At 64.7% G+C, this 23,918-nt stretch carries 18 protein-coding genes; 8 read left to right on the forward strand and 10 right to left on the reverse strand.

What is annotated here, in order from left to right:
* Positions 1 to 67: 67 nt before the first annotated feature.
* Complete coding sequence (locus IVB48_RS25825; RefSeq protein ID WP_247404164.1) at positions 68 to 2,833, forward strand: di-heme-cytochrome C peroxidase; 2,766 nt, start codon at positions 68 to 70, stop codon at positions 2,831 to 2,833.
* Between the two features lie 135 nt (positions 2,834 to 2,968).
* On the opposite strand, the gene IVB48_RS25830 is transcribed toward IVB48_RS25825, so the two are convergent.
* Positions 2,969 to 3,916, reverse strand: coding sequence for an alpha/beta hydrolase (locus tag IVB48_RS25830; RefSeq protein ID WP_247284709.1), 948 nt, complete (start codon positions 3,914 to 3,916; stop codon positions 2,969 to 2,971).
* Between the two features lie 220 nt (positions 3,917 to 4,136).
* Here IVB48_RS25830 and IVB48_RS25835 point away from each other — a divergent pair, with 220 nt between their 5' ends.
* Complete coding sequence (locus tag IVB48_RS25835; protein WP_007597127.1) at positions 4,137 to 4,598, forward strand: Hsp20 family protein; 462 nt, start codon at positions 4,137 to 4,139, stop codon at positions 4,596 to 4,598.
* A gap of 309 nt (positions 4,599 to 4,907) precedes the next feature.
* Complete coding sequence (locus IVB48_RS25840) at positions 4,908 to 5,678, forward strand: alpha/beta hydrolase (protein WP_247404167.1); 771 nt, start codon at positions 4,908 to 4,910, stop codon at positions 5,676 to 5,678.
* 242 nt (positions 5,679 to 5,920) lie between these two features.
* Here the strand turns inward: IVB48_RS25840 and IVB48_RS25845 are convergent, their stop codons facing one another.
* Positions 5,921 to 6,673: a hypothetical protein gene (locus tag IVB48_RS25845; protein ID WP_247404169.1), complete on the reverse strand. Its 753-nt coding sequence runs from the start codon at positions 6,671 to 6,673 to the stop codon at positions 5,921 to 5,923.
* 492 nt (positions 6,674 to 7,165) lie between these two features.
* Here IVB48_RS25845 and gltB point away from each other — a divergent pair, with 492 nt between their 5' ends.
* Positions 7,166 to 11,899, forward strand: coding sequence for a glutamate synthase large subunit (gltB, locus tag IVB48_RS25850; RefSeq protein ID WP_247404171.1), 4,734 nt, complete (start codon positions 7,166 to 7,168; stop codon positions 11,897 to 11,899).
* 145 nt (positions 11,900 to 12,044) lie between these two features.
* Complete coding sequence (locus tag IVB48_RS25855; RefSeq protein ID WP_247404173.1) at positions 12,045 to 13,496, forward strand: glutamate synthase subunit beta; 1,452 nt, start codon at positions 12,045 to 12,047, stop codon at positions 13,494 to 13,496.
* Between the two features lie 202 nt (positions 13,497 to 13,698).
* Here the strand turns inward: IVB48_RS25855 and IVB48_RS25860 are convergent, their stop codons facing one another.
* Positions 13,699 to 15,465, reverse strand: coding sequence for an outer membrane beta-barrel protein (locus tag IVB48_RS25860; protein ID WP_247404175.1), 1,767 nt, complete (start codon positions 15,463 to 15,465; stop codon positions 13,699 to 13,701).
* A 191-nt stretch (positions 15,466 to 15,656) separates the two neighbouring features.
* Here IVB48_RS25860 and IVB48_RS25865 point away from each other — a divergent pair, with 191 nt between their 5' ends.
* Positions 15,657 to 16,664 (forward strand): KpsF/GutQ family sugar-phosphate isomerase, encoded by a 1,008-nt coding sequence (locus IVB48_RS25865; RefSeq protein ID WP_027514060.1) that lies wholly within the window; start codon positions 15,657 to 15,659, stop codon positions 16,662 to 16,664.
* Between the two features lie 109 nt (positions 16,665 to 16,773).
* Here the strand turns inward: IVB48_RS25865 and IVB48_RS25870 are convergent, their stop codons facing one another.
* Complete coding sequence (locus IVB48_RS25870) at positions 16,774 to 17,328, reverse strand: carboxymuconolactone decarboxylase family protein (RefSeq protein ID WP_247404178.1); 555 nt, start codon at positions 17,326 to 17,328, stop codon at positions 16,774 to 16,776.
* A gap of 72 nt (positions 17,329 to 17,400) precedes the next feature.
* Between IVB48_RS25870 and IVB48_RS25875 the strand changes: the two genes are divergently transcribed.
* Complete coding sequence (locus tag IVB48_RS25875; RefSeq protein WP_247404181.1) at positions 17,401 to 17,739, forward strand: helix-turn-helix domain-containing protein; 339 nt, start codon at positions 17,401 to 17,403, stop codon at positions 17,737 to 17,739.
* Between the two features lie 111 nt (positions 17,740 to 17,850).
* On the opposite strand, the gene IVB48_RS25880 is transcribed toward IVB48_RS25875, so the two are convergent.
* From IVB48_RS25880 to hemH, 4 genes are all read right to left on the reverse strand, one after another.
* Positions 17,851 to 18,297: an NfeD family protein gene (locus tag IVB48_RS25880; RefSeq protein ID WP_007597152.1), complete on the reverse strand. Its 447-nt coding sequence runs from the start codon at positions 18,295 to 18,297 to the stop codon at positions 17,851 to 17,853.
* A 70-nt stretch (positions 18,298 to 18,367) separates the two neighbouring features.
* Entirely contained in the window at positions 18,368 to 19,369 is a 1,002-nt protein-coding gene (locus IVB48_RS25885; RefSeq protein ID WP_247284718.1) for an SPFH domain-containing protein, read from the reverse strand.
* 272 nt (positions 19,370 to 19,641) lie between these two features.
* Entirely contained in the window at positions 19,642 to 20,616 is a 975-nt protein-coding gene (locus tag IVB48_RS25890) for an ABC transporter substrate-binding protein (protein ID WP_247404184.1), read from the reverse strand.
* A 25-nt stretch (positions 20,617 to 20,641) separates the two neighbouring features.
* On the reverse strand, positions 20,642 to 21,679 hold the full coding sequence (hemH, locus tag IVB48_RS25895) for a ferrochelatase (RefSeq protein ID WP_247404187.1): 1,038 nt from the start codon (positions 21,677 to 21,679) through the stop codon (positions 20,642 to 20,644).
* Positions 21,680 to 21,758: 79 nt separating this feature from the next.
* Between hemH and IVB48_RS25900 the strand changes: the two genes are divergently transcribed.
* Entirely contained in the window at positions 21,759 to 22,157 is a 399-nt protein-coding gene (locus IVB48_RS25900) for an MAPEG family protein (protein ID WP_027565541.1), read from the forward strand.
* 46 nt (positions 22,158 to 22,203) lie between these two features.
* Here IVB48_RS25900 and IVB48_RS25905 read toward each other — a convergent pair whose 3' ends face one another.
* Both IVB48_RS25905 and IVB48_RS25910 read right to left on the reverse strand, forming a co-directional pair.
* Positions 22,204 to 23,289 (reverse strand): nickel/cobalt transporter, encoded by a 1,086-nt coding sequence (locus IVB48_RS25905; protein ID WP_247404192.1) that lies wholly within the window; start codon positions 23,287 to 23,289, stop codon positions 22,204 to 22,206.
* The gene (locus IVB48_RS25910; protein WP_247404194.1) at positions 23,286 to 23,918 is read right to left on the reverse strand and encodes a DUF1007 family protein; all 633 of its coding nucleotides are present in this window, start codon (positions 23,916 to 23,918) and stop codon (positions 23,286 to 23,288) included. The genes IVB48_RS25905 and IVB48_RS25910 overlap by 4 nt, the downstream gene beginning before the upstream one ends.

Genomic DNA, 23,918 nt, shown 5'->3' on the forward strand with positions numbered 1-23,918 from the left:
TCAGGACTTTCCGCGCTCTATCGCCGCGTCTGTATTTCACGATTCGCCGTTTTCAGGATTTTGGGCCATGCATGACTCCGCTCCGAAGCCCCCCTTCGACCCCTCGATCCAGGTCTCGCCGAACAATCCCTGTCCATTCCTCCGCGGCCTCGTCGGCGAGGGGTTTGTTGACGGCGGAGCCGTCCCGCTCGGCACGCTGTCGCAAACGATCGCGAATGCGAGCGGCGAGACCGGGCTGAAGAAGGTCTCGGCCCGCATCCAGGTCCGCGGCGTCGCGCTTATCGCCAACGGTCTGGGTCACATCCTGAAGAGCATATTTTCGGGCGCGCAGCTCGACGCGTTGCGTGGCGGTCCCCTCGACAAGCGCGGTGCCGGCTCGCGCGTCCTCGGCGTCGACGGCAAGGTCGATGAGGACGAGCTTGCGCGGTTTGCGAGCTTCGGCCGGACCTACCAGGATCCGAACGGCGGCGGCTCCGAGCCGGGTCTCAACGCCTCGGAAATCGGCGTCTTCATGCGCGACAACCTCAAGCGCGCCGGCAGCGCCGCGCGCTGGTACTACCCCCTGCTGATGAAGTTCGAGTGGCCGATCCTCCTGAAGATCGCGGGCAAGGGCGCGGGTGAGGACCGCTATCTCAGCGTGGCCGACGTGCGCACTCTGTTCAACGAGCGGCAATTCCCTGCTCGCATCAACCAGCGGCTCGTATCGCAGCCGGTGCTGTCGACCTGCCAGCGCGTGGTGCGGGGCGCCCTCAAGGTTGCGGCCCTGCTCGTCGCCCTCGGTCTCGCCTTGCTCGTTGCGGTCGCCGAATTCCCCGACCAGGTGCGCGCCATGCTGCCGCAAAAGGGAATTCTCGTGAATCTCCTGCCGCCGCCCTTGCCCACGGTCCCCGAGACGAAGGCGGCCTTTTGGCTCGAACAGAACTGGTCGCTGAAGGACAGGCACTGGTTTCACCATGCCAGCCAGGGCACCGCGACCTTCCCGGTGCCTTACGAATGGTTCATGGCGCTGGAGCAGCCGCGCCTGCATTTGTTCTCGCGGCCGGGCATGATGACGGACAGCGCCTATCTCGAGCGCTTCGGGTTCATCCCGAGCCCGCAGTCGATCCAGACCGATGCGACGTCACTACGCCACTTCGGCTACGCCAATGTCTACGAGACGACGCAGGCGCCGGACTGGTCGACCAGGTGGACGCCGGCGGAGAACGTCGACGGCCTGCCGGTCGGTTTCGCACGGATGACCGGTGTCATCGATCCCGCGACGGGCCGTCGCGAAGAGGACAAGATCGGACTGACCTGCGCGGGCTGCCATACCGGCCAGATCCACTACCAGGGCGTGGACGTGCGTTTCGACGGCGGCCCGGCCATGACCGATCTGAAGAAGCTCGAGCTCTCCACCGGCCTGTCGATCGCCTACACGCTTTACGTGCCGTTCCGCTTCCAGCGCTTCGCCGATCGCGTACTCGGCTCCGATGCCAGCAAGGCTGACCGCGCCGCGCTCAAGCAGAAGCTCAGCGCGATCGGCAACTTCCTGATCGACTGGGCGCAAACCCAGCAAAAGACGATTGAAGGCAAGAAGACCTGGAACGGCAGGCAGCAGCAGGACACCGAGGAAGGGTTCGGTCGCCTCGACGCTCTCAATCGCATCGGCAATCAGGTTTTTTCGCAGGATCTCGCGCTGAGCGGGATCAAGGGATTCGAGAAGAACCTGCACGCCCAGGACGCCCCGGTCAGCTATCCCCCGATCTGGACCGTGCCCTGGTTCAAGTTCGCCCAGTACGACGCCTCGATCGAGCAGCCGCTGATCCGCAACGCCGGCGAAGCCCTCGGCGTGACGGCGCTGCTCAATCTGTCCGACGCCTACCCTGAGGACAGGCTATGGCGGTCCTCCGTTCATATCAACACGCTCGGCTGGATCGAGGACATGCTCAGGGGGCCCGATCCGTTCAAGACGGCCGATCCCTCCACCGGTCCGAAGTTCGGCGGCCTGCTGGCGCCGAAATGGCCCTCTCAGATCCTCGGCGACAATTGGAGGCTCGATCAGAAGAAGGTCGACAATGGCCGCAAGATCTACGCCGAGATGTGTTCCGGATGCCATCTGCCGGCGATCGACACCCCGGCTTTCTGGTCTTCGGGACATTGGGAGCCCAGCGGCGACAACAAGGTGCTGAACGCGGTGACGATCCCCCTCGACGAGATCAAGACGGATCCCGAACAGTCGCTCGTGCTCAGCAACAGGATCGTCGATCTGCCCGGCTTCCTGAAGGTGAATACGGCCGACCTCCAGAAATGGTGGCAATGTGACGTCTCGACCGCAAGCTCCCCGACCGAGATGGTGTATGCGCTCGGGCTGATGACGGTGGTGGATCTCGTCGCCCGCAAATGGATGGACGACGAGAAGACTCCGGACGCCGAGCGGGCGAAATTGTGGAATCTCGCGCGCAAGAACTGCCTCAATCCGGTGGGGGGAGCACGCTATCGGGCACGGCCGCTGAACGGCATCTGGGCCACGGCGCCCTATCTGCACAACGGCTCGGTGCCGTCTCTCTACTGGTTGCTGAAGCCTGCAAGCGAGCGCCCGCAAAAATTCTGCATGGGCCGCCGCGACTATGATCCGGTGACCGTCGGCTTTGCGGTCACCGCCGACGAGAAGTGCAAGACGGGTGAAACCGAGTTCTCGGCCGGGTCGGACAAGGATCCGATCCAGGGCAACAGCGTGCTCGGCCATTCCTTCGAGCGCAAGCCGGGCGAGCAAAAACGTCCCGGCGTGATCGGCCGCGTGTTCAAGGACGACAACGAGCGCTACGATCTGATCGAGTATCTGAAGACGCTGTAGCGAGTGATTCTACTTCCTCGTCATGGCCGGGCTTGTCCCGGCCATCCATGATCTGCCTCACGGCGCTAAGAACGTGGATGCCCGGGACAAGCCCGGGCATGACGTCGTGTGGTCGCAGGGAAGCATCGCTCCCCCTCACTTGAACAGCGGCGTGCCCGGCACGAAGGCGTCGAAGGCCGCCCAGAATTGGGAACGGTAGCGGTCCTGCTCCTGGAGTATCTCGTGCTTGGCACCGGCGATCACGAGATGGGAGCCGGCGCGCAAATGATAGGCGAACTCCTCGATCGCCGCGATCGAGACCACGGTGTCGCTGGAGGCCGCCAGCATCAGGATCGGTTGACGGATATCGGACGGGTAGTTTTTGCCCTTGAAGGTGTTCATCGCGCGGAAGGCGGTATCGGCCCAGGCGACCGTCGGTGACGCGAGCCCGAGGGTCGGATCCTCCTCCAGGATCGCGGCATTGCGCGCATAGCGCACGGGATCGCTGGTCAGCGGATTGTTGATGAAGGGATTGAGCCCGGTGATCTGGTCGGTGCCGCCGGGGACATAACGGCCGCCCATCCCCAACACGCGCATCGTCTTCAGCAGCGCCCGCGCCGGAAACGAGGTGGCGCGGCCGGGCAGGTCGATCATCGGCGCCGACAGCACCATGCGGTCGAACCAGCGCTTGCCCGCATGCGCCACCCGCAGCATCACCGTGCCGCCCATGGAGTGGGCGAGCGCGAAGAAGGGCGGCGGGCAATCCGGCAGCACCACCTGCTGCACGAAGGTCTCGACGTCGATCTCGAAATCGGCGAAGTCGCGAACATAGCCCTTGCGCGGATCGCGCAGGCGGCGCGAGGAGTGGCCCTGCCCGCGCCAGTCGATCATCGCCACCGCAAAACCGCGGTCGCGCAGGTCGCGCACGGTCTCAAAATATTTCTCGATCTGCTCGCTGCGTCCGGTGAAGACGCAGACGGTGCCCTTGCGGTTCGCCGGCGGCGCCCAGCGCGCAAAGCGCAGCTCGACGCCATCAGGGGTTTTGATGGTGCCGCTGACGACGTCTTCGGGAACGGGATTGGATGGTATCGAGACCAGCGTCATGATGGGGAGGGCTTGGGCACGAAGTGCTGCAAATCAGGGGGCGGGAGCGCCGAAAAGGCTAAGTATCCGCCCTCTTGAACGCCGTTCTCGTCAACCCATATCACCTTGGTGCAGGCCGCTACCAGTGTTTCGGAACCGGAACATCAGGCTGCACACAGACGAAAGCCCGGCCCGATTGGCGGGCGGGTTACTCAACAGTCGCTCAATGGAGGACTTGACCATGCGTACGTACGACCTGACTCCCTTCTACCGTTCCACCGTCGGCTTCGACCGCCTCTTCAACCTGCTCGACCAGGCCGGTTCGGACGGCAGCCCCGGTTATCCCCCCTACAATATCGAGCGCACCGGCGAGAACGACTACCGCATCACCGTTGCGGTCTCGGGCTTTGCCAAGGATGAGCTCTCCATCGTCGCGAAGGAAAACACGCTGACGATCAAGGGCGAAAAAGTCGCCAACGAGAACTCGAAGGCCGAAGTGCTGTACCGCGGCATCGCCGCGCGTGCTTTCGAGCGCGCATTCCAGCTTGCCGATTTCGTGCAGGTGAAGAACGCCTCGCTCGAGAACGGGCTGCTTCACGTCGACCTCGTCCGCGAGATTCCCGAGGCGAAGAAGCCGCGCCAGATCGCGATCAACACCGGTGCGCAGGGCGCACAGGTGATCGAGAACTCGGTAGCCGCGTAAATCACGGACGCCACTTCCAGGTTGCGAAAACGCCCCGGTGCCCCGGGGCGTTTTTTTTGCGTGTTCAGTCGTTGGCTCGCGAAAGCTGCAAGTAGCCGCAAATCCTGCGGCCGGCAGCTGGTTTTCGGTTGAAATCGAAATACAGGTTTGGGTCTGTTGTTCTACGTTACCCACACACCGCATGAGCTCGCCTGCGTGTCTCGTACGCGCCCGACCAAGGCGGTTGTCACAGGTGAGTGACCAAGCGTAACGCCGCCGCTCCGCACACCGTCCTTTGGATATCGAACACAAATGAGACGGAGAACGATCATGACACTTTGGCGCAGCCTTTTCGTCGCCGCGAGCCTGCTGGCGGCCCCCATCAGCCTTGCTCACGCACAGACCCCGCAAACGGTGAAGGCCAAGAACATCGTGCTGGTGCACGGCGCCTGGGCCGACGGCTCGAGCTGGTCGGAGGTGATCCCGATCCTCCAGGCCGCAGGCCTCAACGTAACTGCCGTGCAGAATCCACTGTCGTCGCTGTCGGACTCCGTCGAGGCGACCAAGCGCGCGCTGGCCGAGCAGGATGGTCCAACCGTGCTGGTCGCGCATTCCTGGGGCGGCACCGTCATCAGCCAGGTCGGCAACGACCCGAAGGTCACTGGCCTCGTCTATGTCGCCGCCCGCGCACCCGATGCCAACGAGGATTTCGTCGCCCTGTCCAAGCAATTCCCCGCGGGACCGGTGCGCACCGGCGTCGTCGAGCGCGACGGTTACACCAGGCTCTCGGAAGACGCCTTCCTGAAGTATTTCGCCAATGGCGTGAAGCCGGAGCAGGCGAAGGCGCTCTACGCGGTGCAATGGCCGACGGCCGCCTCGATCTTCGCCGGTCGCACCACAGAGGCGGCATGGCATTCCAAACCGAGCTGGTACGCAGTGTCGAAGAGCGACTACACCATCAATCCCGATTTCGAACGCTTCCTCGCCAAGCGCATGAACGCCACCACGATCGAGCTCGACGCCGGCCACCTCTCGCTGGTGTCTCATCCGAAGGAGGTGGCGAATTTGATCCTGGAAGCGGCGGGGTATGGGCGGAGCTGAGCGGCGCTTGTCATGGTGCAAAGGCGCCTGAGTGCTCAGGCGCCTTTTGTTTTGCTCCGCTCTCTCCCCAACGTCGTCCTGGCGAAAGCCAGGACCCATTACCCCAAGGGGATGTTTTGGCGAAGACTCGTCGTCCGGTACTCGCACCTCAATCGCTCGATAGACCTCGCGGTATGGGTCCTGGCCTTCGCCAGGACGACACCGTTGGGTGTGATGCGGGCCATCGCATCAAACGCCCGCGCTTAGTCCAGTCCCTGTGCCGCCGGCATCTCCTGCGTAGGCAGGATCGTCGCGGCAGGCTTGACCTGACCTACGGTTGGCGCGGCGGCTTGCGGTGCGACCTCAGCGGGCTTGGACGGCACGGCGGCCGCGGTCTGCGTCACAGGTTGTGCCTGCGGCACCTGGGCCTGCGGCGTCGCAGGCTCGGCCGGCTTGGCGGCGACGACCGGTGCCTCGCGCGGCGGGGCGGCCTTCGGCAGCGGCACGGAGCGGCTGGCGACATGCGGGATCGGGGCCGGTGGGCGGGGCGGACCACTGCGGACCATCGTCGGCGGCGGCAGCGCGCTTTGCGGGCGGTAAGGTGCAACCGCAGGCTGCTCGTAGCCCGGCGCCATGCCGTAGGCGTCGGCAGCCGGCATGAAGCGCAAGATCCGTCCGTCGCGGGCATCGAGCACCAGCCGGCCGTCCTCGCCGCGACGGTCGATCACCGCGATGGTGTAGACGCTGCCGCGCAGGCGCGGGATGCCGAGCGGCGAGAAGCCGTTCTCGCGCAGCACCGCGTAGACCTCGGTCGACGGCAGTAGCACCGGGGCCGGCCCGCGTTCTTCGTAGCCATAGCCGTACCGCGGCGGCGGCGGCGCGGCCTCCTGCGGCGCATAGGGGCCCTCGAAATCCGAGACCGCGATCATCGCCCCTCGCCCTGGAACCTGCGCTTGAGCCGCGGTCGCGGCCAGCGCCAGCGTGGCGGCGGCCACACATCCTGTGAAAAACTTCATGGTCGAGACGCTCCTGTCAGGCCCCCGGATGGATCGCGCTCTTTCGCTTCTTGTGGCGTGGCGCGTCTCCCAGAGGGTTGATCCGAAGCTTCATTGGGGATTCCGGCGTCGGCAGGGCCGGATCAGGGCTTGTTTGCTTCTAAACCGGGGCCGCGCAACTTTTGGAAAGCGATTGATTGATCTATGGGGAATCGGGACTTGCGCGCGCTTGTGTGATAGACAAAAATTTGGCAAGGTGACGGTTAGGACAGGAAGACTGTCTCAATTTTGCTTGCGGTTCCGGCATAGGGATTGCAACGAAAGTCGGTGCTTTCGAGCGCCAAGAAGGCAACAGGCAAAGCCGTTCTCGGGGACGAAGAACGCCTTGGCCTGAATTTAAGAAAATGCGGCTCGCGAGCGGACGAGCGGTGACCCAGAAGCGGGTGCCGCGGGACGCCCAAGGTGCGCCGAAGACGGCGGTGAGGCAGCTTGCCCCATGGAGAGGACGAGAACATGAACGGGTCGCAAGTCGAGCGCGGAAACATCGTGGCAGAACAACTGTCGGCGACGGTCGCCTCGAAAACGGCCGATCCGATTCAGGAACACAATTCACGGCCGCCGGCCGTAGGCCTCTACGATCCGAGCCTGGAAAAAGATTCCTGCGGCGTCGGCTTCATCGCCAACATCAAGGGCCAGAAGTCGCACGAGATCGTTGCGGACGCGCTCAGCATCCTCTGCAACCTCGAGCACCGCGGCGCCGTCGGCGCCGACCCGCGCGCCGGTGACGGCGCCGGCATTCTGGTGCAGATCCCGCATGCTTTCTTCAGCCGCAAGGCGAAGGAGCTCGGCTTCGCGCTGCCCAATCCGGGCGAATACGCCATCGGCGCGTTGTTCATGCCGCGCGACACCGCGTGGCGCAACGTCATCAAGAGCATCATCGCCGACCAGATCAAGGAAGAGGGCCTGACGCTGCTCGGCTGGCGCGACGTGCCGACCGACAATTCCTCGCTCGGCGTCACCGTGAAGCCGACCGAACCCGCCTGCATGCAGGTGTTCATCGGCCGCAACGGCACCGCCAAGACCGAGGACGATTTCGAACGCCGGCTCTACATCCTGCGCAAGTCGATCTCGCAGGCGATCTATCAGCGCCGCGACCGCGGCCTCGCCGGCTATTATCCCTGCTCGATGTCCTGCCGCACCGTGATCTACAAGGGCATGTTCCTCGCCGACCAGCTCGGCAAGTACTATCCCGATTTGCACGAGAAGGATTTCGAGAGCGCGCTGGCGCTCGTGCACCAGCGTTTCTCGACCAACACCTTCCCGGCGTGGTCGCTGGCGCATCCCTACCGCATGATCGCGCATAACGGCGAGATCAACACGCTGCGCGGCAACGTCAACTGGATGGCGGCGCGCCAGGCCTCGGTGAGCTCCGAGCTGTACGGCAAGGACATCAACCGGCTCTGGCCGATCTCCTACGAGGGCCAGTCGGACACCGCCTGCTTCGACAACGCGCTCGAATTCCTGGTGCAGGGCGGCTACTCGCTGCCGCACGCCGTCATGATGATGATTCCGGAGGCGTGGGCCGGCAATCCCTTGATGGATGAGAAGCGCCGCGCCTTCTACGAATATCATGCAGCCCTGATGGAGCCGTGGGACGGCCCTGCCGCGATCGCCTTCACCGACGGCCGCCAGATCGGTGCCACGCTCGACCGCAACGGCCTTCGGCCGGCGCGCTATCTCGTCACCAAGGACGACCGCATCGTGATGGCGTCCGAGATGGGCGTGCTGACGATTCCCGAGGACCAGATCATCACCAAGTGGCGCTTGCAGCCCGGCAAGATGCTGCTGGTCGATCTCGAGCAGGGCCGCCTGATCCCCGACGACGAGATCAAAGCCGAGCTCGCCAGAAGCCATCCCTACACGGAGTGGCTGGAGCGGACCCAGATCGTGCTGGAAGATCTGCCGAAGGTGCCGACCACCGGCGTGCGCTCCAACCTGTCGCTGCTCGATCGCCAACAGGCGTTCGGCTACAGCCAGGAAGATATCACCATCCTGATGACGCCGATGGCCTCCACCGGCGAGGAAGCCGCAGGTTCGATGGGCAACGACACGCCGATCTCGGCGCTGTCGGCCAAGGCCAAGCCGCTGTTCACCTACTTCAAGCAGAACTTTGCGCAGGTCACCAATCCGCCGATCGACCCGATCCGCGAGGAGCTGGTGATGAGCCTCGTCTCCATCATCGGACCGCGGCCGAACCTGTTCGACCTGCAAGGCCTTGCCACGACCAAGCGCCTCGAAGCGCGTCAGCCGATCCTGACCGACGCGGACCTCGAAAAGATCCGCTCGATCTCCGAGGTCGCCGAGTCGCACTTCAAGTCGCGCACGCTGGACACCACCTTCCACGCCGGCCTCGGCGCGGCCGGCATGGACCAGGTGCTGGACGAGCTCTGCGCACGCGCGGAGAGCGCGGTGCGCGAGGGCGTCAACATCATCATCCTGTCCGACCGCATGGTCGGCACCGACCGGGTTCCGATCCCGTCGCTGCTGGCCTGCGCCGCCGTGCATCATCATCTGATCCGCACCGGATTGCGCACCTCGGTCGGCCTCGTCGTCGAATCCGGCGAGCCGCGCGAAGTGCATCATTTCGCCTGTCTCGCCGGCTACGGCGCGGAAGCGATCAATCCGTATCTGGCGTTCGAGACCATCATCGCGATGAAGGACCGCCTGCCCGGCTCGCTCGACGACTACGAGATCGTCAAGCGCTACATCAAGTCGATCGGCAAGGGCCTGCTCAAGGTGATGTCCAAGATGGGCATCTCGACCTACCAGTCCTATTGCGGGGCGCAGATCTTTGACGCCATCGGCCTCAAGGCGGAATTCGTCGGCAAATTCTTCGCCGGCACCCACACCCGCGTCGAGGGCGTCGGTCTTGGCGAGATCGCCGAAGAGGCGGTGCGCCGTCATGCCGACGCGTTCGGCGACGCGCTCGTGTACAAGACCTCGCTCGATGTCGGCGGCGAATACGCCTATCGCAGCCGCGGCGAGGACCATGCATGGACCGCCGAGTCGGTGGGGCTGCTGCAGCACGCCGCGCGCGGCAATTCGCTGGAACGCTACCGCGCTTTCGCGAAGATCCTCAACGAGCAGTCGGAGCGTCTCTTGACGCTGCGCGGCCTGTTCCGGATCAAGAATGCGGACGAAGAGAAGCGCAAGCCGATACCGCTCGACCAGGTCGAGCCGGCCAAGGACATCGTCAAGCGTTTCGCCACGGGAGCCATGTCGTTCGGCTCGATCTCGCGCGAGGCGCACACCACGCTCGCGATCGCCATGAACCGGATCGGCGGCAAGTCGAACACCGGCGAAGGCGGCGAGGAAGCCGACCGCTTCAAGCCGATGCCGAACGGCGACAGCATGCGCTCGGCGATCAAGCAGGTCGCCTCCGGCCGCTTCGGCGTCACCACGGAGTATCTCGTCAACTCCGACATGATGCAGATCAAGATGGCGCAGGGCGCAAAGCCCGGCGAAGGCGGCCAATTGCCCGGCCACAAGGTCGACGCGACCATCGCCAAGGTCCGGCATTCGACGCCGGGCGTCGGCCTGATCTCGCCGCCGCCGCACCACGATATCTACTCGATCGAGGATCTGGCGCAGCTCATCTACGACCTCAAGAACGTCAACCCGGATGGCGCAGTCTCGGTCAAGCTCGTCTCCGAGATCGGCGTCGGCACCGTGGCCGCGGGCGTCGCCAAAGCGCGCGCCGACCATGTCACCATCGCCGGCTTCGAGGGCGGCACCGGCGCTTCGCCGCTGACCTCGATCAAGCACGCCGGCTCGCCGTGGGAGATCGGTCTCGCCGAAACCCACCAGACGCTGGTGCGCGAGCGGCTGCGCAGCCGCATCGTGGTGCAGGTCGACGGCGGCTTCCGCACCGGCCGTGACGTCGTGATCGGCGCGCTGCTCGGCGCCGACGAGTTCGGCTTCGCCACCGCGCCCTTGATCGCGGCCGGCTGCATCATGATGCGCAAGTGCCATCTCAACACCTGCCCGGTCGGCGTCGCGACCCAGGACCCCGTCCTGCGCAAGCGCTTCACCGGCCAGCCCGAGCATGTGATCAACTACTTCTTCTTCGTCGCCGAAGAGGTCCGCGAGATCATGGCCTCGCTCGGCTTCCGCAGCTTCAACGAGATGATCGGCCAGGTGCAACTGCTCGACCAGACCAAGCTGGTCGCGCACTGGAAGGCCAAGGGGCTCGACTTCTCCAAGCTCTTCGTCAAGCAGAAGGAAGAGAAGGGCCAGAAGATCTATCACTCCGAGCGCCAGAACCATCATCTGGAAGCGGTGCTCGATCGCACGCTGATCGAGCAGGCGACGCCTGCGCTCGACCGCGGTGCGCCGGTGAAGATCGAGGCCAAGATCAACAGCACCAACCGCTCCGCGGGCGCGATGCTGTCGGGTGCGGTCGCCAAGATCTACGGCCATGCGGGTCTGCCGCATGAGACCATCCATGTCAGCCTCAAGGGCACCGCGGGCCAGGCCTTCGGCGCGTGGCTGGCGCAAGGCGTCACCTTCGAGCTCGAAGGCGAAGCCAACGACTATGTCGGCAAGGGCCTCTCGGGCGGCAAGATCATCGTCAAGCCGCCGGCCAACAGCGGCATCGTGCCGGAAGAGAGCATCATCGTCGGCAACACCGTGATGTACGGCGCCATTCAAGGCGAGTGCTACTTCCGCGGCATCGCCGGCGAGCGTTTTGCCGTGCGCAATTCCGGCGCCGTGGCGGTGGTCGAGGGCGCGGGCGACCATTGCTGCGAATACATGACCGGCGGCATCGTGGTCGTGCTCGGCAAGACCGGGCGCAACTTCGCGGCCGGCATGTCGGGCGGCATCGCCTATGTGCTGGACGAGACCGGCGACTTCGACAGGCTGTGCAACATGGCGATGGTCGAGCTCGAGCCGGTGCTGTCGGAAGAGCTGATCAACGCCGGCACCTATCACCACTCCGGTGACCTCGAGGCGCACGGCCGGGTCGACGTGTTCAAGGACCTGCTCGCCTCCGATGTCGAGCGGCTCCACGTCCTGATCACGCGCCATGCCAAGGCGACCGGCTCCAGGCGTGCCGCCGACATCCTGGCCAACTGGAAGGACTGGCTGCCAAAATTCCGCAAGGTGATGCCGGTCGAATACCGGCGCGCGCTGCGCGAGATGGCCGCCAACGCGGACGCCGAGCCGAAAATCGCGATCGGGGCCTGAGCATCACACCCCGTCATTGCGAGCGTAGCGAAGCAATCCAGACTTTCTCCTCCGATGCGGACTGGATTGCTTCGAAGCTCACGCTCCTCGCAATGACGACGAGAGAGAAACACAACGAATTTAAGCGGCAGGGACTTCGGGTTTAATGGGCAAGATCACGGGTTTTCTCGAAATCGAACGGCATGACCGCAAGTACACCCCGGTCGCCGAGCGCGTGAAGCATTTCCACGAGTTCGTCGTTCCCCTCTCCGAGAAGGAAACGCGCGACCAGGCCGCGCGCTGCATGAACTGCGGCATCCCCTATTGCCACGGCACCGGCTCGGTCTCGCCCGGCACGCCCGGTTGCCCGGTCAACAACCAGATCCCGGACTGGAACGACCTCGTCTATCAGGGCAACTGGGAAGAAGCCTCGCGCAATCTGCACTCGACCAATAATTTCCCGGAGTTCACGGGGCGCATCTGTCCGGCGCCGTGCGAAGCTTCCTGCACGCTCAACATCGACGACAACCCCGTCACCATCAAGACCATCGAATGCGCGATCGTCGACCGCGCCTGGGACAATGGCTGGCTGAAGCCGGAAGTGGCGGCCGTGAAGACCGGCAAGAAGATCGCGGTGATCGGCTCGGGTCCGGCCGGCATGGCCTGCGCGCAGCAGCTCGCACGCGCCGGCCACGACGTGCATCTGTTCGAGAAGTTCGCCAAGGCCGGCGGCCTGCTCCGCTATGGCATTCCCGACTTCAAGATGGAAAAGAACGTCATCGACCGCCGGGTCACGCAGATGGAGGGCGAAGGCGTCACCTTCCACTACAACAGCCATGTCGGCGTCGACGGCAATGTCGACCCGCGCGAGATGCTCAACGAGTACGACGCCGTGGCGCTGACCGGCGGCGCCGAAGCCCCGCGCGACCTGCCGATCCCCGGCCGCGATCTCGCCGGCATCCACTACGCCATGGACTTCCTGCCGCAGCAGAACCGCCGCGTGTCCGAGGAACCGTTGAACGGCGTCCAGGAGATTTTGGCCGGTGGCAAGCATGTCGTCGTCATCGGCGGCGGCGACACCGGATCCGATTGCATCGGCACCTCGCTGCGCCAGGGCGCGCTCTCCGTGACCCAGCTCGAGATCATGCCCGCCCCGCCGGAGCACGAAAACAAGGGCCTCACCTGGCCGAACTGGCCGCTCAAGATGCGGACGTCCTCCAGCCAGGCCGAAGGCGCGGTCCGCGAATTCGCCGTGCTGACGCAGAAGTTCACCGGCGAGAACGGCCAGGTCAAGAAGCTGCTCTGCGTGCGCGTCGACGACAAGTTCAAGCCGATCGCCGGCACCGAGTTCGAACTCGACGCCGATCTCGTCCTGCTCGCGATGGGTTTCGTCCACCCGGTGCACGAGGGCCTGCTCAAGATGCTCTCGGTCGAGCTCGACCCCCGCGGCAACGTCAAGGCCAACACGCTCGACTACCAGACTTCGCGCCCGAACGTGTTCACGGCCGGCGACATGCGCCGCGGCCAATCGCTGGTGGTCTGGGCGATCCGCGAGGGCCGGCTGTGCGCCCGGTCGATCGATACGTTCCTGATGGGGAAGACGGATCTGCCGCGCTGAGCCGCCGCGGCTTAAGGCAGACAAACAATCCGCTGTCGTCCTGGCGAAAGCCAGGACCCATACCGCGTGATTCCTCGATCGTTGACCGGCCGCAATACCAAGCGACGAGTCTTCGCCAAACTACTGCCTGGGCTAATGGGTCTTGGCTTTCGCCAGGACGACACCTCGGGCTTGGCTTCGCCAATGGCACCCGCCACGCCCTCTAATTCTGCAACCTTACCCCGACCATCACCACCGTCCCCTGCGAGCTTGACCCCGCCTGGTTCGAATCCAGGATGTCGTGGCGGAGCGTGCCCTTGATCCAGATGTTGCGATTGAGCTTGTAGATCAGATTGCTTTCGAACGAGTAGGTCTTGTCGTTGCGATTCTGGCCCTGGTAGTCGTAGGTGCCGTAGGTGAACTTGCCCACTGCCGTAAGCCAGCGGCGGAAGTCGTGATCGACTTCGGCGGCGTAGGTGTGCACCAGCACGCCGGAGGAGCCGGGGATGGTGGTCTCGGCGATCTGCGTGTCGGTGGCGAATTTCACCGTGGTCAGGCCGCTTGCATTCCAGATCAGCGAGCCCGAGGTCAGGAAGCCCGCGAGCTGGCTCAGGCGCGGATCGACATAGTTGCGCGCGGAATAGCCGACCGAGACCTCGCCGGTGAGGATCCGCGAGAACTCGAAGGACGTGCCGACCTTGGCGTAGCCGCCGTTCGAATCGCGGAAGAAGCCATTGCGGTCGGCGGCCTGGTCGTGGACGCGTGTGTCGCCCTGGATCTCGACGAACGGCTTCAGGCCCGGCTTGAGATCGTAGGAGAAGCGCCCCACGCCGCCATATTGGTTGAAGTCGCGGTCATCGTTGCTGAAGGTCGAGCCGTCGGTGAGTTTTGAGTTGGTGTAGGCGGTGCGATCCGCGGTGGCGCCGGCCGCGACCTGGAAGCGGTTGAAGGCCTGGTCGAAGCCGACGGTCGTGCCATAGGTCGCGTAAACAGGATATTTCTGCAGACCGGCCTGCACGTTCGGGCTGCCGGGATTATCGGTGGCGAGCCGCAGGCGCAGTTGCGTGGTCAGCTTGAGATCGCGATTGACGTCGATGCGGCCGTCGACATGGCCGTTGAAGTCGGGGCGGTCCACCTCGACCGGCGAGGGCGAGGCAAAGCCGTCGATCGTCGCCGGCATGTTGTTGGTGTAGCCCGAGAACGAGCCGCGCAGATCCGCGACCAGCGCGTGGCGCTCCCAGTCGGACGCCACGAGGAGATCGGGCGCGACCACATAAACCGGCGAGCCGACCGGCTTGCTCAGACGCGCCGGATTGGTGTCGTAGCCGGTGGAGAGCTCGAGCCCGCCCTTGATCAAGAAGCTGCCAGCATAGTCGCCGACCGCGCCGAATGCATCGTCATCGATCTTGAGGCGGCGGCGCAGCGGCTGGCCGGGCACGTTGCCGGCCATCGCCGGGGCGACCGGAGTCTTGTGCGCCGTCTCGGAGGGCGGCGGCGCGATGCGTGGCGGGCCGAGCGTTCGCTCCGGCGTTGCCGGCGGCACCGGCGAGCCGGGGCCGACCGGACGCTTCGGCTTCGGCTGTCCGGGATAGAGCTTGGGCTGCTGTCGCTTGCGGTTGAGCGAATCGTAGCCGGAGGCGCTGGCGCCGTTGGCGGCGGGCAGCCCGTAGATGGGGACCTGGCTGGTCGGGTTCTGGCTGGTCGGGTTTTGGCCCGCGCGCGCCGGCGTCTGTTGGCGTTTGCGCAAATCGGCGTTGGGATCGGGCAGTGTCGGCAGCGCATCCGACGGTGCCTGCGGCACGCCCGCGGTACGGCGCGTCGGCAGCGTGTCGGGCGAGGCGAAGCCACCGCGGTTAGGACTGAACAGGTCGGGGGTGAGGCTCTGGGCGGCCATGGGGGCGCTTCCAAGGACCGTCAGCGCAAAGCACGGCAAAGCCGCGCGCAGGAAATGCGCGCGTTTGCTCCGGCTCGTGCCTGGAGACGACCCCACGATGGAAGAACTCCAACGAAATCAAACACTTTCGCGATTGTCCCCACCGATCGGCGGGAACCATCGTTAATGGAGTTAAAACAATTATGGTTAACGACCGGTTGAGGGCTGGGGAGCCCTCGTCGCCTCGAAGGCCCTGGCGTGCTAAGCAGACGCCAACGGGCAAACGCCCCTCCTCCCTGGACCAGAACATGCCGAGTTCGAAACCGCTGATGACCCAATCATCCGGCCCCATTCCCGACAGCGTCGAATCCGCACTCCGCACCCTGGAAACGGAGAGCGGCGGTATCAACGCGCTCGCCGCCGCCCTGCGCGGCCCGCTTGGCGCGAGCTTCGCCAAGGCGGTCGATCTGATCCGCAACGCAAAGGGCCGCGTCATCGTCACCGGGCTCGGCAAGTCGGGCCATATGGGTCGCAAGATCGCGGCAACGCTGGCCTCGACCGGCACGCCCGCCTTCTTCGTCCATGCCGCCGAAGCCGGTCATGGCGACCTCGGCATGATCACGCCCGACGATGTCATCATGGCGCTGTCCTGGTCCGGCGAGCAGCCGGAGATGAAGACGCTGGTGAACTATTCGGCACGGTTCGCCATTCCCATGATCGCGGTGACGTCGAACGCGGCGTCCTCGCTGGGACAAGCCGCCGACATCGTGATCGAGCTGCCGAAGGCGCGCGAGGCCTGCCCGCACAATCTGGCGCCGACCACCTCGACCCTGATGCAGGCCGCGATCGGCGATGCCATTGCGATCGCGCTGCTCGAAGGCCGCGGCTTCACCGCGCTGGAGTTCGCGCATTTCCACCCCGGCGGCAAGTTAGGGGCGATGCTGAAATTCGTCCGCGACTACATGCGCACCGGTGCGGAGATCCCAGTCAAGCCGCTCGGCACCAAGATGTCGGACGCGGTGATGGAGATGTCGGCCAAGGGTCTCGGCTGCGTCTGCATCGTCAACGATGCGGCAGAGGCCGTCGGCATCATCACTGACGGCGATCTACGCCGCCAGATGCGGCCGGACCTGCTGGCGGCGTCGGTCGACGACATCATGACCAGGCAGCCAAAGACCGTGCCGCCCTCGATGCTGGCCACCGAGATGATCGAGGTGCTTAACACCCGCAAGATCACGACGCTGGTCGTGACCGAGGCGGACAAGGTGGTGGGCATCGTGCACCTGCACGATCTGCTGCGGGCGGGCGTGGCTTAAGACACGCTCTCTCCGCTCGTCATTGCGAGCGCAGCGAAGCAATCCAGACTGTCACCGCGGAGACAGCCTGGATTGCTTCGTCGCAAGAGCTCCTCGCGATGACGTGTGGTTAGAGCTGCGGAAATCTTGCCGCCGTGTCCTCCAGCGGCAGCCGCAGCCCATTCGCCAGATACGACACCATGCGATAGAAGCCGCACAGCAGCATGATCTCCAGGATCTGCGCCTCGTCGTAATGCGCCGACAGCGCGGCGAACTCGGCGTCATCAAAGGTCGCGCGGTGATGCAGCGCGTCGACGGCGGCGATCAGCGCCTGCTCGGCCGGGGACCAGCACGACGACGACGCATCGCCCTGCACGGTCGCCCGCACCTCCGCCGCGCTGAGAGCCGCCGGGGCGGCGAAAATCGCGACGTGCACGCCCCATTCATATTCGCATTGGTTCAGCGCGCAGGTACGGTCGATCACGATCTCGCGCTGGCGCAACGAGAGCGGGCCGGGATCGAGCAGGCCGCCGGCGCGAAACTTGTCCCAGGCGCGGGTGTGGCCCGCCATCATCCGGAACAGCAGCAGCGGCGGCGCACCGCGCATGATGCGGTCGAACTGCGCCTGAATCTCTGGGGGATAAGGCGGGGTGAGCGGGGCAATACGCGGTATGGCCTGGGACATCGGCCGCCTCTCTTGCTACATTTATTGTAGCATTACGCTACACTATTTGTAGCATCACGCAAGAGGGCGGCGATGGCGAAACAGACCACTTCGAGATCGCGCGGCGTCCGTAGCTCGCGCACCGGGCGGCCGGTCATGGTGCTGCTTGACCTCCTGGGACGACGCTGGAGCCTGCGAATCCTGTGGGAATTGCGCGACGCCCCCCTCACCTCGCGCGCATTGCGAGGGGCCTGCGACGAGGCCTCGCCGACGGTGCTGCAGGCGCGGCTGGACGATTTGCGCGAGGCCGGGTTCGTGGAGCTCGGCGAAGCCAGCGGTTACGGGCTGACGGCGCTGGGGCGGGAATTGTGCGAGACGTTCATGCCGCTGCATAGGTTCGCGGAGCGGTGGCGAAGCAAGAGCGGCGCGTAAGTCTGGCGATGCCGTCCCGACAAGCTTGTCATTGCGAGCGAAGCGAAGCAATCCAGACTGTCGCCGCGGAAAAATTCTGGATTGCTTCGCTTCGCTCGCAATGACGGCGACCTAAGCCGCCGCCACCGTCAGATTCGCACCGTCGACCTGCACCACCTTCACACGCGTGCCCGCCGGCGTATCAGGACCTGCGACGCGCCAGACGGTGTCGCCGATGCGCATGGTGCCGTTGCCGTCGACAATCGGCTTCTCCAGCGTGAACTCGCGGCCGAGGAGCGCATCCGCGCGCTTGTTGAGGAAGGGGCTGGCGGCAATTGCATCCGGCTTCGGCCGGGCGAGCCGGCGCCATACCGGCACGGCGGCGGCGGCGAAGATCGCGAACATCACGAGCTGGATCTGCCAGGATATCGCTACTCCGAACGAGATCAGCCCGACCAGCAGCGCGGCGAGCCCGAGCCAGAACAGGAACACGCCCGGCGCCAGCACCTCCAGCGCCATCAGGATGAAGCCGAAGATCAGCCAATTCCAGGTGCCGAGCGATACGAACATGTCGGTCATGACACGACCTCTTTGAAATGGCGCATGCCCTTGTCGGAAAACCGGTGTCCACTTTTCCGGGGCATGCGCTTTACCCCTGCCGCGGCGGCACCGCTGGCGGCGTGCTGCCGGTCGTCGGCACCGCCCCGCGACGAGCGGCGGCAACCGCGGATGCCGCGCTCTCGCCGAACGTGGCTTTCGCGATCTCGCCGATGCCGGCGAGCGAGCCGAGCATGCTGGTGGCTTCGATCGGCAGCATGATGATCTTCTGGTTCGGAGAGTCCGCGAACTGGCCGAACGCCTTGATATACTTGTCGGCGATAAAATAGTTCAGCGCCGCGACGTCGCCCTTGGCAATGGCTTCACTGACCATCTGCGTCGCCTTGGCCTCGGCTTCCGCCGACCGCTCGCGTGCTTCTGCGTCGCGGAAGGCGGCCTCGCGGCGACCTTCCGCCTGGAGAATCTGGCCCTGCTTGGCACCCTCGGCGCGCAGGATCTCGGACTGGCGTGCACCTTCGGCCTGGAGGATATCGGCGCGTTTGACGCGCTCGGCCTTCATCTGTCGGCCCATGGCTTCGACGAGGTCTGCCGGCGGCACGATGTCCTTGATCTCGATACGATTGACCTTGAGGCCCCAGGGCGAGACAGCGGCATCGACCACACGCAGCAGGCGCTCGTTGATTTCGTCACGGTGCGACAACACCTGGTCGAGATCCATCGAACCCATCACCGAACGGATGTTGGTCATGGTCAGCACGGTAACGGCCTGCGTCAGGTTGGAAACCTCGTAGCTCGCCTTGGCGGCATCGAACACCTGAAAGAAGGCGACGCCGTCGACCGTGACGGTGGCGTTGTCCTTGGTGATCACCTCCTGCTCGGGGATGTCGATCACCTGCTCCATCATGTTGATCTTGCGCCCGACGCGATCGAAATAGGGCACGATCAGATTGAGCCCGGGGCTCAGCGTCTGGGTGTATTTGCCGAACCGCTCGATGGTCCAGTCATAGCCCTGCGGTACCGTCTTCACGCCGGCCACCAGCGTGACGATGACCAGCAAGACCAGCACAATTGCGAAAATGTCGAAACCGCTCATATTTCCTCCAAGGCGGAAAGGATCGTCGGGAAAGGCCTTTTCCGCGCTGTCATTGGTCGGGATCACGACCCCAGGGGTTCAGTAAAGCGTTCAGTAAAGGATTCAGTGTTCAGCAGTCGTGGATGATCTCGGCATCGGCAGGATTCTACACAAGACGCCGGGAGAGGGAATGGTCGCGATTATGTATTTGCGAGGGGCTCTTGAAAGCGTGCTGGCGCAAACCTAGCGACGACGTTAACGAATCCAGCCACGCCGGCGGTCGCAGCCGAATCCTACTCGATGACCTCGTTCGCGGTTGCGAGCAGGCTCGGCGGAAGTGTGACGCCGATCGCCCTGGCCGTCTTCAAGTTGATCGCGAGCTCGAACGTGGTGGGATTCTGGACCGGCAAGTCGGCCGCTCGCGCACCCTTCAGGATGCGATCGATATAGGAGGCGGCGCGGCGGAGCTGCTCGGCGCTATCGGTACTGTAGGACATCAAGCCACCCTCGTCGACGAAGGTGCGGCTCCAGAACACCGCCGGCACGCGCGCTTCATTGATCGCCGCCAGCAGAAGCGCACGGTTGGACATGGTGAAGAAGTCCGGCAGCACCAGTAGGCCGCCGTCTTTCCGTAGGGCCAGGGCGGCGATCGAGGCCGTGTCATGGACCGGCACGGGCTCCACCGTCACATCGAGCGCGCGGCCGGCGTCCTCGATCGTACGCAGCATCAGCGGCGCGAACGGCGCGGTGGCGGGATTGTAGACGACCAAGACACGGGACGGTTTTGGCGTGACCTGCGTCAGCATCTCCAGCCATTTGCCGGCCAGCGGGCCGTCGTAATCGGTGAAGCCGGTGACATTGCCGCCGGGATGGGCGAGATTCTGGACAAAGCCCTGGCTGACAGGATCTGTGACGACGGCGAAAACGATCGGGATGGTCGTCGTGCGCCGGCGCAGCTCCTCGACCGAGGGCGTGCCGACCGCAAGCAGGATGTCGGGCTTGAGCGCCACGAGTTCGTCGGCGAATTGCGCGATCCGTGCGCGGTCGCCGCCGCCGTTGCGCCAATCAATCTTGAGGCTGTCGTGCTCCTTCCAGCCATGGCCGGCAAGCGCCTCGACCAGGACCGCGCTACGCGTCTGACCGATCGCATCGTCGGCCGCAGTCACCGAGAGCACGCCGAGCCGGCGCGCCGCATTCGTTTGCGCCAGCACCGAGGCCGGCAGCGCCGCAATCACCCCAAGAAGCGCCAGAACCTCGCGGCGGTTCATGGGGCGCTCCTCGGATCCAGGCTCACTAGATCCAGCCCTGGAGCTCGCGCAGCACCAGCGTTCGGATCACATCCATGCCGGGGTCGCTGTCGTTGAGGCAGGGGATCGCGGAAAACTGCTCGCCGCCATTGTGCTTGAAGATCTCGGCATTCTCCTGCGCGATCTCCTCCAGCGTCTCGAGGCAGTCGGCGGAAAAACCCGGCGTGATCACCGCGATGCGGCGCACGCCCTCTTTCGCCAGACGCTCCATGGTCTTGTCGGTGTAGGGCTGCAGCCACTCGTCGAATCCGAACCGCGACTGGAAGGTCAGCAGCAGCTTTGTCTCATCCATGCCGAGCCGGCGGCGCAGCGCCTCGGTGGTCGCGACGCATTGGCTCTGATAGGGATCGCCCTTGTCGACATAGGCCTTCGGCATGCCGTGGAATGAGGCGACGATCAGCTCCGGCTTGAAGGGCAGGCTCGCCAGATGCGTCTCGATGGAGGTGGCGAGCGCCTCGATATAGGCTTCATCCTCGTAGTAAGGCGGCGTCACCCGCAGCGTCGGCTGCGCGCGCAGCCGCGCAAGCACGCGAAACACCTCGTCGCAGACGGTGGCGGATGTCGCAGCCGAATATTGCGGATAGAGCGGTACGGCAAGGATGCGATCGCAGCCCTTCGCAATCAGGGCATCGATGCCCGACTTGATCGAAGGATTACCATAGCGCATCGCCCACTCCACCGTGACCTGGTCGCGGTCCAAAAGCATGGCCGCGAGCCTGTCGCTCTGCGAGCGCGTGATGGTCTTGAGCGGCGACTCGTTCTTCTCGGTGTTCCAGATCTTGAGATAGTCGCGTGCCTTGGCGCGGGGGCGGGTGCGCAGGATGATGCCGTTCAGCACCGCCTTCCAGATCAAGCCTTGATTCTCGATGACGCGGGCGTCCGAGAGGAACTCCTTCAGATAGACCCGCACGCCGCGCGCGTCGGCGGTATCGGGCGTGCCGAGATTGACCAGGAGCACACCGACGCGCGAGGGGGCGGTCTGCGTGGCCGGCATCGCGGCCTGGCTGGGAGCGATTGTCATCATGATCCGTTGCGTCGCGCGTTGTTCTGAACTTGTCAAGATTGGGGCGGTTTCGCTAGGGTCAGTACACAGGGGGAGAACCATGACGCTGGCGGAATGGTGCGTTTTCGGGGCGCTTCTGCTCTATCTCTTAACGATCGTCTCGATCAAATGGATCAGATTTCGCGGCTTCGACAATTCGCGGCCGCGCGATCCAGCCTTCTTCGAGGACGCCATCGCTCAGCGCGCGCTCGGCGCGCATCAGAACGGCATCGAGACCTTTCCGTTCTTCGCCTTTGCGGTGCTGCTCGCCGAATACAGGGATTCGCCGCAGCGCCTGATCGACGAGCTCGCGGTGCTGTTCCTGATCGTACGGATCGCCTATGTGCTGACCTATCTCGGCAACCGCCCGACGCTGCGCTCCATTCTCTGGAGCATCGGCTTTGCGATCAATCTCGGGATCTTCTTCATGCCAGCGTTGAAGCAGTTCTTGCCGGTGTGACACCTTTCCTTCCTTCTCCCCTTGCGGGAGAAGGTGAGGGAAAAACTCAGAAACACGTCGTCCGTTCGGCCGCGATGTAGCCCAACAACAGACCCGCGCCGAACAGCAGCACGACGCCGGCGGCGGCGAATTCGATGCCGCGCATGAACAGTGCGCGGCTGCCGTCGCGTCCGGCGCTCAGGCGGGCGGCGATGTCCTTGGCGGAGACGGCGACCACAGCGATGGCCGCGACCGTGATCGCGGTGCCGAGCCCCATCAGCAGGGTCGCGGCAATGCCGGCCCAGAACAGGCCCTGGGCCAGCGCGAACACCAGCACCAGGATCGCGCCCGAACAGGGGCGGATGCCGACGGTCAGGATCGCGGCAAAGCCGCGTCCCCAGCCACCGGGGCCGGCGAGTTCGCTCGGCGTGGGGCCGTGGGAATGGCCGCAATGCTCGTCGTGAACGTGGTCATGCTCGTGGTGATGATGGGCCTGGGCGTGATCGTGGCCATGATGATCGTGCGCATCGTGATGGTGGTGATCATGCGGCACGCCCGCGATCGCCGGCACCGGCTGAACCGCCTGCAGCGTACGGATGAAAGTGCGGCCTTTGACCCAGACCAGGCGCAGGCCGAACAGCGCGATCAGCGCGTAGCTTGCGATCTCGATCGCGCCTTCCGCCTTGCACATGGTCTTGGCGGTCGCATTCAGCACCCAGGCCGAGATGCCGACGATCAGGATGGCCACCAGCGACTGCATCAACGCGGAGGCAAACGACAGCACGATGCCGCGCCGGGCGGTCTCGCGATTGGCGACGAGATAGGAGGCGATCACCGCCTTGCCGTGCCCGGGACCAGCCGCGTGGAAGATGCCATAGGCAAACGAGATGAAGAGCAGCGTCCACACCGCGGAGCCATCGGACTTCGCCGCGCGGATGGTCGCCGACATCTGGCGATAGAATTCCGACTGTTTTGCCAACAGCCAGCCGATCAAGCCGCCGGCCTCGGGCTGGGCAGCTTGTGGCGAACGCGGCGCGCCGAACGGGTTCTGCGCGAGGAGATCGTGGAGCGCAGCATCGGTCACGCCCACGACGAGAAGAACGCCGGCGCAGACAGCGAGCCCGCGTGCCATGGGCGTGAGTTGCGGCTTCAAGGGCAATCCACCGTGATCTTGTTGGCGAACATCATGCCGAAATTGGAATTCTCGCCGTTCATAAAAGTCTGCTCGTTGAGCTTCTGAGCACTCGCGGTGCCGTCGCTCGGCCGGTCAAGTTTCATCTGGCAGCCGGCGGGCGCGCCGACCAGCTTGACCGGATTGTCCTTGGCCATCTGGAAGTCGATGAAGAAGGAGCGGTCGAACACTTCGAGCACCAATTGCTTGGACTTGACCGGGTTCTTCAGGGGCAGCGTGAAGTGCAGGGTCAGGACCGTATCCTTGTAGTCGAGGAAGTAGTCGACCGGCTCCTGGAATCGCTCCTTCTTGCCGTCGGCTCGCGCGAAGGTGAAGTAGGCATATTCCTTCAGCGATTCGACATTGGTCTGCGCCAGTGGACCCAGCTCCTCGCGGGTGTAGGCGCCCTTGGCCTTGCTCTCGAGCCCCTGCACCGCATAGGCCGAGAACATGTCGTCAAACGTCCAGGCGTGGCGCACGCCGGTGATGGTGCCGTCCTCGGCGTAGAGCAGCTCGCTGGTCGCGGTGATCCAGACATGCGGATGCGCCTGCGCCGCGCCTGCCGCGAGCGACAGGGCGACAGCGAGCAGCAGCCCGAACAGGGCGCGCAT

This window comes from Bradyrhizobium sp. 76 (genome assembly GCF_023073025.1).
GTDB lineage: Bacteria > Pseudomonadota > Alphaproteobacteria > Rhizobiales > Xanthobacteraceae > Bradyrhizobium.